This window comes from Gemmatimonadales bacterium, assembly GCA_030697825.1.
Lineage (GTDB): Bacteria > Gemmatimonadota > Gemmatimonadetes > Gemmatimonadales > JACORV01 > JACORV01.
In genome coordinates this window covers 1-1,197 of record JAUYOW010000332.1, presented here as the reverse complement: position 1 = coordinate 1,197, position 1,197 = coordinate 1, and the positions used below count along the sequence as shown (strand labels likewise).

General features: G+C 69.3%; 2 protein-coding genes. Both read right to left on the bottom strand.

Going from position 1 to position 1,197, the window contains the following annotated elements:
• On the bottom strand, positions 1-731 hold a 731-nt coding region (locus Q8Q85_16865; GenBank protein ID MDP3775933.1), incomplete at its 3' end, for a serine/threonine-protein kinase.
• A gap of 172 nt (positions 732-903) precedes the next feature.
• Positions 904-1,197 (bottom strand): hypothetical protein (locus Q8Q85_16860; GenBank protein ID MDP3775932.1); only part of this gene is annotated, 294 nt, incomplete at its 5' end.

Below are 1,197 nucleotides of genomic sequence, written 5' to 3'. Positions count from 1 at the left end.
TGTAGCCACGGCGGGATCTCGGGGTTGACCAGGCGCGGTGGCGGCGCGGGCTCGAACAGGCGCCTCTTGAGCGACAACAGATTGGGCCGCCCATGCGGATACTGGCCGGTGGCGAGGTAATAGAGAATCGCGCCGATAGCGTAGATATCGGCGCGCGGTTCGGTGCGCACATGGCGCACCTGCTCGGGCGCGATGTACGGCGTCGTGCCCTCCTCCTCGCCGAAGGCGCTGTCGAGGTAATCCGGCAGCGCCGCGTGGTGCGCCACGCCGAAATCCACCAGCACCATTTCGCCGCTCGCGCGGTCGCGTACGTTACCGGGGTTGAGGTCGAGATGAATCACGCTCTGGCGATGCAGGTCGTGCACCGCGCGGCACAGCCGCATGCCCAGATCGCGCACCTGCTCCACGGGTAGCGGTGCCCGCGCGCTGGCGCGCGCGAGCGTGTCGCCCTCGATGTATTCCATGACCAGATATGGCCGCCGCTGCGGATCGCCCACGGCCACGAGCCGCGGGACATGCGGCCCGTGCAGGCGCGCGAGAATCTGGCGTTCGTTCTCGAATGCCGCGGTCGCGCTTAGCGGGCTTCCCGGCCCGAGTTTCGGCACCTTCATCACCAGCGAACAGCGGCTGCGCGGGTGCGTGACGCGGTACAACCGCGCCATGCCGCCCTCGCACAGCAGCTCGCCGACGCGATAACCGTCTATGCGCTCACCGGCGTGAACCTCGTGCACCCGCTCGCGCGTGGCGGCGGCGCCCGATTCCCGAGGCGAAGCTCTTTCGGAAGCGGGCGCCAAGCCGCCAGTTCGGAGCCGCGTGGAACGGGCGCGTTTGCCGCCGTCCCCGAAGGCGCTTCGCTCTCGAGGGCCGGCGGCGACGCCGGGATATCGGTGCGGGGTCATGGCGCTAGTGCCCGCGGGCGAGACGGTCGGCGAAGAACGGGCTCAGGCCGGCGGCGCGAATCTTGGCGGCGGACGCCTGGTAATGGTACGCCAAGCGGTAGAACGTCACCGTGGCGGCAGCTTCGTCGTAAAACACGAAGCCGGTGGCGTTGTTGCCGTCGCGTGGCTGGCCGACCGAGCCGACGTTGACGACATAGCGCGTGCGCGGCGACAGCGAGATGGGGTCGCCGTTCTTCGGCTCCAGCTCGCGCACGGTACCGGCAGCGGTCTCGTAGAACACGCACGGCACGTGCACATG